6 protein-coding genes are annotated in these 7,998 nt (G+C 47.2%); 4 read left to right on the plus strand and 2 right to left on the minus strand.

All coding sequences use genetic code 11. The features are described from left to right. The 4 genes from ABGY95_RS00770 to ABGY95_RS00785 form a co-directional block, all read left to right on the plus strand. On the plus strand, window positions 1–836 hold an 836-nt coding region (locus tag ABGY95_RS00770), incomplete at its 5' end, for an MFS transporter (protein WP_347439769.1). Between the two features lie 37 nt (window positions 837–873). Next, a complete protein-coding gene (locus ABGY95_RS00775) occupies window positions 874–2,619 on the plus strand; it encodes a protein phosphatase 2C domain-containing protein (protein ID WP_347439770.1) in 1,746 nt (581 codons plus the stop codon). A gap of 85 nt (window positions 2,620–2,704) precedes the next feature. After that, window positions 2,705–4,405: a DmsC/YnfH family molybdoenzyme membrane anchor subunit gene (locus ABGY95_RS00780; RefSeq protein WP_347439771.1), complete on the plus strand. Its 1,701-nt coding sequence runs from the start codon at window positions 2,705–2,707 to the stop codon at window positions 4,403–4,405. Window positions 4,406–4,410: 5 nt separating this feature from the next. Then, complete coding sequence (locus tag ABGY95_RS00785; RefSeq protein ID WP_347439772.1) at window positions 4,411–6,630, plus strand: nitrate reductase; 2,220 nt, start codon at window positions 4,411–4,413, stop codon at window positions 6,628–6,630. A 100-nt stretch (window positions 6,631–6,730) separates the two neighbouring features. Here ABGY95_RS00785 and ABGY95_RS00790 read toward each other — a convergent pair whose 3' ends face one another. Together ABGY95_RS00790 and ABGY95_RS00795 are read right to left on the minus strand one after the other, a co-directional pair. Beyond that, a complete protein-coding gene (locus tag ABGY95_RS00790) occupies window positions 6,731–7,753 on the minus strand; it encodes a methyltransferase (RefSeq protein ID WP_347439773.1) in 1,023 nt (340 codons plus the stop codon). 53 nt (window positions 7,754–7,806) lie between these two features. Beyond that, the coding region (locus ABGY95_RS00795) for a hypothetical protein (protein ID WP_347439774.1) at window positions 7,807–7,998 on the minus strand (192 nt) is incomplete at its 5' end.

The following is a 7,998-nucleotide window of genomic DNA, read 5'->3' on the forward strand; positions in this document are numbered from 1 at the left end:
TGGAGGTCAGTACTCGACGGGATTTCTATTTTCTCATAGTGATGACGATTCCGATGTACGCCGCGCTTGCTGTCCTCGCTTGGAAGCTATCTCCAACTAATATAAACCTTCTAAGCCAGTCAGCCGTCTACCTTATCTATGCAGGATTGGTAGGACTCTTCACATTTCAGGTGAGTCAGATTTACCGTGTGAATAAGACGATGCTCAAAGAAGGCGATGTTCCAGAAATATTTCGGTATAAGTTTAAGCAGGTTGCTATTCTAGACCTCAACTATTTCGTGACCTTTGGCTCAGAACTTGCCGTCGTTTCAATGTTGCCATTTTTCTTCATGGAGACATTCAGTTTATCTCCAGTCACCGCAGGCCTGCTTGCGTCTGGTTTTGCATTCATGAACTTGATTGCTCGCCCAGCTGGCGGACTTATTTCTGATAAATTTGGTCGCCGCAAGTCGATGATGATCTTCATGGTTGGCCTGGCACTAGGCTACTCATTGATGAGCCAGATAGACAGTTCATGGGCCATCCCACTAGCTGTTATAGCGACAATGTGTTGTTCGTTCTTTGTTCAGTCTGGTGAAGGAGCTGTGTTTGCTATGGTACCACTAGTTCAACGTAGAATGACTGGACAAATTGCTGGAATGGCTGGAGCTTATGGAAATGTCGGCGCTGTGGTATTTCTAACGATATTCTCCTTTGTTGATGCATCTACCTTCTTCATGGTAATTGCGGCATCGAGTTCCATCGGCTTTATAGCTACCTACTTTCTCGAAGAACCTACTGGTCATACAGCAGAAGTGATGCCTGATGGTTCTGTAGAGTTAATCGAAGTCTCCTAAGGCGTAGTACTTACTTTGGAACCCCCTAAACATACATATGTCCCCTACATCTCTAACTGAGGTAGCGCTCAAAATCTCAGTTGGCCAATGCTCCAGTGCTGGACAAAAGGATCAAAATGAAGACTGCACTGGGGTGCATGTGCCTGATCTGGCCTCACTTTACACTAAGGGGATCGCTGCGGTCATTGCTGATGGAGTGAGCGCAGCGAGCGGTGGCGGTGTGGCGGCTAGGATGTGTGTCCAAAGTTTTCTATCTGACTATTATAGTACTCCGGATTCATGGTCAGTGAAGACCTCGGGCCAGCGGGTGCTTACGGCTCTCAATCGCTGGCTTTATAGCCAGGGTCATAGTGAGGGTTTAGCTAATGAGAAGGGCTATTTATCTACGCATAGTTCGATTGTGCTGTCTTCCAATACTGCGCACATTTTTCATATTGGAGACTCGAGAGTCTACCGTATTCGTGCTGGAATTATAGAGCAATTGACCAACGACCACAGTACGCTAATCTCCAAAAACACAAACTACTTAAGCCGAGCAATGGGCTTAAACCTGAACCCTAAGGTGGACTTCAAGGAGCTTAGCGTTGAAGTAGGTGACACCTTTCTCATGAGCACCGATGGAGTTCATGAATGGTTGAGGGACGACATGCTAGGGCAATTTGTAGATGGACAGGATTCCCTAGATGAGGTTGCGAGAGCTATTGTGGATGCCGCGCTTGCCGCTGGAAGTACTGATAACGTGACTTGTTTGTTAGTGCGGGTAGATGAACTACCAAAGGCTAATCATGATGAAATTCAGCGCTTCTTGCGCGAGCGACCATTCCCTCCCTTACTTTATCCAGGGATGACAATGGATGGCTTGGAAGTGGAAGAAATTTTAATTGAGAGCCCTAGGAGCCAACTCTATAGGGTGCGAGATACTACTACCCATGAGGGTTTCGTTATGAAAACCCCGTCACCAAACTACATTGATGATCCAGCATACATTGAACGCTTCGTCGCCGAAGAATGGATTGGGCGTCGGGTGGATCATAAGAATTTGATAAAGTTGATTGAGCGTCCTCAGAAAGCCACATTCCTCTATTATTTGATGGAGGAAGTAAAAGGGGAGACTTTGGCTCAATGGATGGATGGTCACAAGGAAGACGTGGATACCTTGAAGGTGGTTCGAGTAATCGAACAAGTGGTTTCAGGAGTGCGTGCTCTCCATCGTAAAGAAACAATCCACCAAGACCTAAAGCTCGATAATATCATGTTTGCTGACGGTCTACGGCCGGTCGTGATTGACTACGGCTCGTGCCGCATCGAGAGCCTACACGGAAAAAATATCGGGGTTGAACAGCCTACAGCGCTCGGAACGATTGATTTCTCTGCGCCAGAATATCGACTTGAAATACCGTCTTCGATCGGAGTCAAATCTGATCAATTTTCAATAGCCATGATTGCCTACCACCTACTAACTGGCGGCAAGTGCCCCTACGGTGATAAGTGGACAAAAGCTAGCACTTACAATGACTTTAGTGAGTTAATCTACATCCCAGCTTTCAAGCACAAACCTATGGTGCCAGTCTGGGTAGATGGAGCTCTGCGCAAGGCTTTGAGTATCCATGCTGACTCTAGGTACACGAGCATGAGCGAATTTGTAGCCGATCTAAAGGAGCCTAATCCGCTCTATATCGAGTCAAAACACATGCCGCTAATGGAGCGTGACCCGCTACGTTTCTGGAAGATCGTTTCTGGAGTACTATTCGTGATCGTATTGCTGCAGTTATTCTTTAGGTAGTGTTATGAAATGGATTCATCTGTAGCATCAGACACGATTCATTGATTGGCTTCTTGGGTGGCACGCATCGTGCTGAATCATGTGTATGACTGAGATGAGCAAAAGGGTGCGAGAAGGAGATCGCGTCGATACGTCAGTGATATCTGATCTGCATGAGAACAAGGGAGATATCACACTCATTGACCAGTTGTTAACGGAGCAGCACACACTCACAGCAGTGGAGCGCTTTAGTCAGCAGCACGAAAATGCGACGAGTCCTATTCAGTCAAAACATTATCAAGATCTCATACCGATTCGCAAGCCTTCGACAGGAGAGCAATATGGCTTTGAAGTCGACATGGATAAATGCACTGGCTGCAAAGCCTGTGTTGTCGCTTGTCATAGTCTCAATGGTTTGAAAGATAACGAATCGTGGCGCGATATCGGATCCATACGCGGAGTTGCGGAGGGAGTTGCCGAACAGCAAACAGTCACTTCGGCGTGTCACCATTGTCTTGACCCAGCCTGTCTGAGTGGTTGCCCTGTAGGAGCCTATGAGAAGATGCCTGAAACAGGAATTGTGCGCCACCTAGATGACCAATGTATTGGCTGCCAGTACTGCTCTTTAAAATGCCCATATGACGTGCCCAAGTATGATACGGGCCTTGGTATTGTCAGAAAATGCGACATGTGCCACGATCGTCTAGCGGAAGGTGAGGCTCCAGCCTGTGTCCAGTCCTGCCCGAATGGAGCGATCTCCATCCAGTTGATTAATATCGAGGAGAAGAAAACGGAAGCAATACAAGGGGGGAGTATGGTCGCTGGAGCTTTCCGTTCGGATTACACACTGCCAACAACGAATTTCAGATCGAAACGGAAACTAACATCAAGCATGGAATCTGCTGATAAAATGGATCTCACTCCTGCACACAGACACTCACCTTTAGTATGGATGTTGATGCTTACTCAAGTGGCTGTTGGTATTTCTTTAGTTGATGGAATGGGTAGGTTGTTGGTTCCATCACATTTTGAATTCCTCACTTATGCACTAACGGCTATCGCTCTGATTTTAGGTAATATTGGGCTCGTAGCCAGCTTACTTCACATAGGTAGTCCGAGGGGTGCTTGGCGGGTCTTTCTAGGACTCAAAACCTCATGGCTCAGTCGCGAGATCGTCATCTTCGGTGCATGGATGCCAGTCTTAGTCCTTTACTCCGGTCTTGTGTGGTACCCAGTATATAACGCATTCCTCCCTAGTTTTTTTCCAAAAGAAATCCCCCCATTAGCTCTTAGTGCGTGTGCTGTGATAGCAGTAGTTCTGGGTCTTCTCAGTGTTTATTGCTCAGTAATGGTCTACGTCGATACTCAACGTGACTTCTGGACGATGAAGCGCACTGCTGGCAGGTTTTTTGGGTCAATGCTTCTTGGCGGCTTCTCAGTATTGCTATTTACGGAAGGTTTGGTTAAAGGAGATGTAACAGCAATTACTGGGATAGTATTCTTAGTTACTTTACTCTTCAAAATTTTTGTAGAAGCCTCCTTGTTAGCTCCAGCGAGAAATAAAGAATGGAGCTTTGCTAAGAAGAGCGCCCTGATTCAACTACGATCACTAAGATCAATTCTTACCCTGCGCTGGTCTAGTTTCGCTGCTGCTCTCATGTGTGGCTTAGCTTCACTCTTCCTTCCTCCAGTGGCATTGTTGGTTCTACCTATAGTGCTGCTAGGTGAATGGCTCGAACGTTGCATTTTCTTCCAGGCTGTGGTCACTCTCAAGATGCCTGGCGAACTTAATCAACCGTCACATTAGATCCCATGGTAAAACTTCCTAAAGCATTAGAAAAAGTCATCCCACCACTTCACCAATGGCACGGGCCTAAGACATCTGAATTACTACGCACGCCCGGAAAGTTTGGCTTAGGTCAAGTCCCTGAAAGATATGAACCAGATGCTACCACCAATGTGGTATGTGGTTTTTGTTCGACGGGTTGTGGACTGAATATCCACCTCAAAGAAGGCAAGGCTATTTCTCTCACCCCATCGACTGATTACCCAGTCAATCTGGGCATGGCATGCCCGAAGGGGTGGGAGGCACTTACGCCGCTTGTCACTAGCGATCGTTTAACCAGGCCCATGAACCGCAAGCAGCGAGGAGGGGAGTTAGAGCCCGTGAGTTGGGATTCAGCAATGAAGTCATTCAGTTCTAATTTTAAGAAAATTCAACAAGAACATGGAGATGATTCAGTTGCCTTTATTAGCACTGGTCAGATAGTCACCGAGGAGATGGCGTTTCTTGGTGCGCTTGCAAAGTTTGGTATGGGGATCCGTCACGGCGATGGCAATACCCGCCAATGCATGGCTACTTCTGTAGTGGCTTACAAGCAAAGCTTCGGCTTTGATGCACCACCCTACACCTACCAAGATTTTGAGGAGTCAGATGTGATTGTCCTTATCGGTTCTAACCTTTGTATTGCCCATCCTATCATGTGGCAACGCATCGAGCGGAATAAGCACAATCCTGAGATTATTGTTGTCGACCCACGCAAGACAGAAACGGCGGTGGCGGCCACCCAACATTATCCGATTTTACCGAAATCTGACCTCTACTTCCTCTACGGACTCGCCCGAGTGTTGATTGAGAATGGTTGGGTCGATGAGAAATGGATCTCTGGGCACACCAATGACTATGATGCATTTGTTCGCCATGCACAAACATTCACCGATGATCAGGTAGAGCAACATAGTGGTATCACTTCGGAGCAAATGCAGAAGCTGGCGGAGACCATCCACCGCGGTGAGCGTGTTTCATTCTGGTGGACGATGGGAGTCAATCAAAGTCACGAAGGAGTGCGCACAGCCCAAGCTATTATCAATCTAGCATTGATGACTGGGAATATTGGCCGTCCCGGAACTGGTGCTAACTCTATCACAGGACAGTGCAATGCAATGGGTTCAAGACTCTTCTCCAATACCACCAACATGTTAGGTGGTCATGATTTTGCAAATCCAGAACATCGAGCAAAGGTCGCCAAAATTCTAGGAATAGATGAAGAGCGCATCCCAACTGAATTAGGCATGGCCTACGATCAGATTGTAGAAGCCATTCACGCTGGAAAAATCAAAGGTCTTTGGGTACTTGCTACCAATGGTTCACATTCATGGATTCATCAAGAACGGTACAAGGAAGCAATGGAGAAGCTGGATTACCTAGTTGTGCAGGACATGTACTCCACCACCGAAACCGCCCAGCAAGCAGACCTCATTTTACCAGCAGCGGGATGGGCTGAGAAGGATGGCGTCTTTATCAACTCTGAGCGGCGTATTGGCTTAGTCAAAAAGGTGGCTCAGGCTCCAGGAGAAGCATTGTCAGATTTCAATATTTTCAAACTCGTTTCCCATTATTGGGGGTGTAGCGACATGTTCAACAAATGGAGTTCACCCGAAGCCGCATTCAACTTGCTTACGGAGTTGAGTCGAGACCAGCCCTGTGATTTTTCAGGAGTTAATGGCTACTGCATGGTCGATGATTTAGGCGGTATCCAGTGGCCATGTAGATCTAGCGATGTAGCAGGTCTAACAAGAGACAATCAAAGAAGACTCTTTAGTGATGGAGAATTCTACCATGCTGACACCAAAGCTAAGTTCATCTTTGATACCCCAAGAGAAGTAGCGGAACCAACTTCTAAGGAGTACCCATTCGTGCTACTCACAGGCCGAGGAACCTCTGCTCAATGGCACACCGAAACACGAACCAAAAAGTCTGCAATTCTCCGTAAACTGTGTCCCTCAACGATCTATATCGAAATTCATCCAGATGACGCTAAACGCCTCAATATAGCTCCTAACAGCCTGATCACAGTGAAGTCGAGACGAGCAACCATCGAAGTAACAGCCAGCATCACTCCCAGTGTTTCTCCTGGCCAATTATTCATGCCTATGCACTACGCTAAGGCAAACCAACTGACTCAGGCATCTTTTGATCCTCATTCACGCCAACCAAGCTACAAATTCTGCGCTGTTGAAATTGTAGCGTAATACTGAGGGTTGGGATATCCCTAACTCTCACTGTAGGAGTCTAGTGGAGGCTCTCAGATGAGTTCTGTGTTTGGTGGGTTAGCAGCATTCGCTAAAAAAACTAAGCTCTCGCGAAGATGCACTTAAAGCCATTCTCTTCGCCTAGCAATTTCTGTGATCTAAATTCGTGGCGAATAAGTTCTTCATACGGCAGGTGGAGATTTGCCACCAAATAGAGGCCGCCACCTGGCTTTAGGATGCGGGCAGCTTCTCGGATGAATGTCTTACCTAACTCAAAGCTTTGATCCTGAGCTTCGTGGAAGGGAGGGTTCATCACTACCCAGTCGAACTTGCGTTCGTGGTAGGTTCCGGCAGTAACATCGCACCATTGGAAGAGCGCTTTGTCGTGGTCATCTAGATTTAGTTTGGCGCAGTCGAGCGCTCGTTTATCGAGTTCGTAGAGAACTACTTCACGGATTCTGTGACGAGGTGTGTCCAGTACAGCCTTACTCAGAAATCCATAGGCAGCACCTAGGTCGGCGCCAGTTCCATAAAAGGATTCTTTCTTAAGAATTTCAGCGAGCAATAGTGAGCCTTTGTCGATCTTCTCAGCGGAAAATATTCCTGGAACAGTGAGGAAATCAGTGTCCTTGATTGCTTTCGTTTTACCAAGGCTAGCCCACTTGCGAGCGAGTGGCACATCAACCGCGGAGCTGGTGTCGAAAATACGGCACTTAGATTTGCTGCATGTTTCCACCTCATTGAAGAGCTTCTTTATGTCCTTCTTTAAGCGAGACGCACCCATCTTATTTGGCACCACTGAAATCCAGCGACCATTCGGATTGAGTTGTTGGCTGAACTTGCCAAGTGATGTTAGATTCTCGGTCGCAAACTTCGTGGCAAAGTGAACGATCAGGTCGTACTTCTCATCGAAGTCTTGCTGGGGAGCGACTCCAGCTTGCTGCCATTGTGCGTTCTCATTAGCGAGGTAGCAAAGGACATCAGGCGTGTCACATTCCAAGAACTCGAGCCAAACACCAGGTGTGCCTTGTACAATCAGAGTCTTTCCCCTCGGTTTGGCAACTTCCTCCTGCTCGAAGTAGTATTTGAGGGCGCTGGCTGAAAGTTTGGTGGCTTGAGACATAGTATTGAATCGCTGAATTAGTCGATAATTGAAGCTTTGGCGAGTGTCATTTATTATTCAAATGTTACCTGCTCAACCAACCATCGGTTGTTGATATACTGGAAGCTAAAAGTACCTTTCATGGCCGAGGACTGCACCGCTTTGTCGTTGAGCTTCGCTGCCAGATCGAAGCTGACCCGCACCTCTGCTGACTCATCATCAATACTGAGAACTTCTATTGCTTCATCCTCAACCGTGATCCACTC

Source organism: Rubritalea sp. (assembly GCF_039830215.1).
Classification (GTDB): Bacteria; Verrucomicrobiota; Verrucomicrobiia; order Verrucomicrobiales; family Akkermansiaceae; genus Rubritalea.

Excerpts from the sequence above, each read along its gene's own strand:
- ABGY95_RS00775 (WP_347439770.1), top strand. The coding sequence starts at position 874 with ATGTCCCCTACATCTCTAACTGAGGTAGCGCTCAAAATCTCAGTTGGC.
- ABGY95_RS00780 (WP_347439771.1), top strand. The coding sequence starts at position 2,705 with ATGACTGAGATGAGCAAAAGGGTGCGAGAAGGAGATCGCGTCGATACG.
- ABGY95_RS00785 (WP_347439772.1), top strand. The coding sequence starts at position 4,411 with ATGGTAAAACTTCCTAAAGCATTAGAAAAAGTCATCCCACCACTTCAC.
- ABGY95_RS00790 (WP_347439773.1), bottom strand. The coding sequence starts at position 7,753 with ATGTCTCAAGCCACCAAACTTTCAGCCAGCGCCCTCAAATACTACTTC.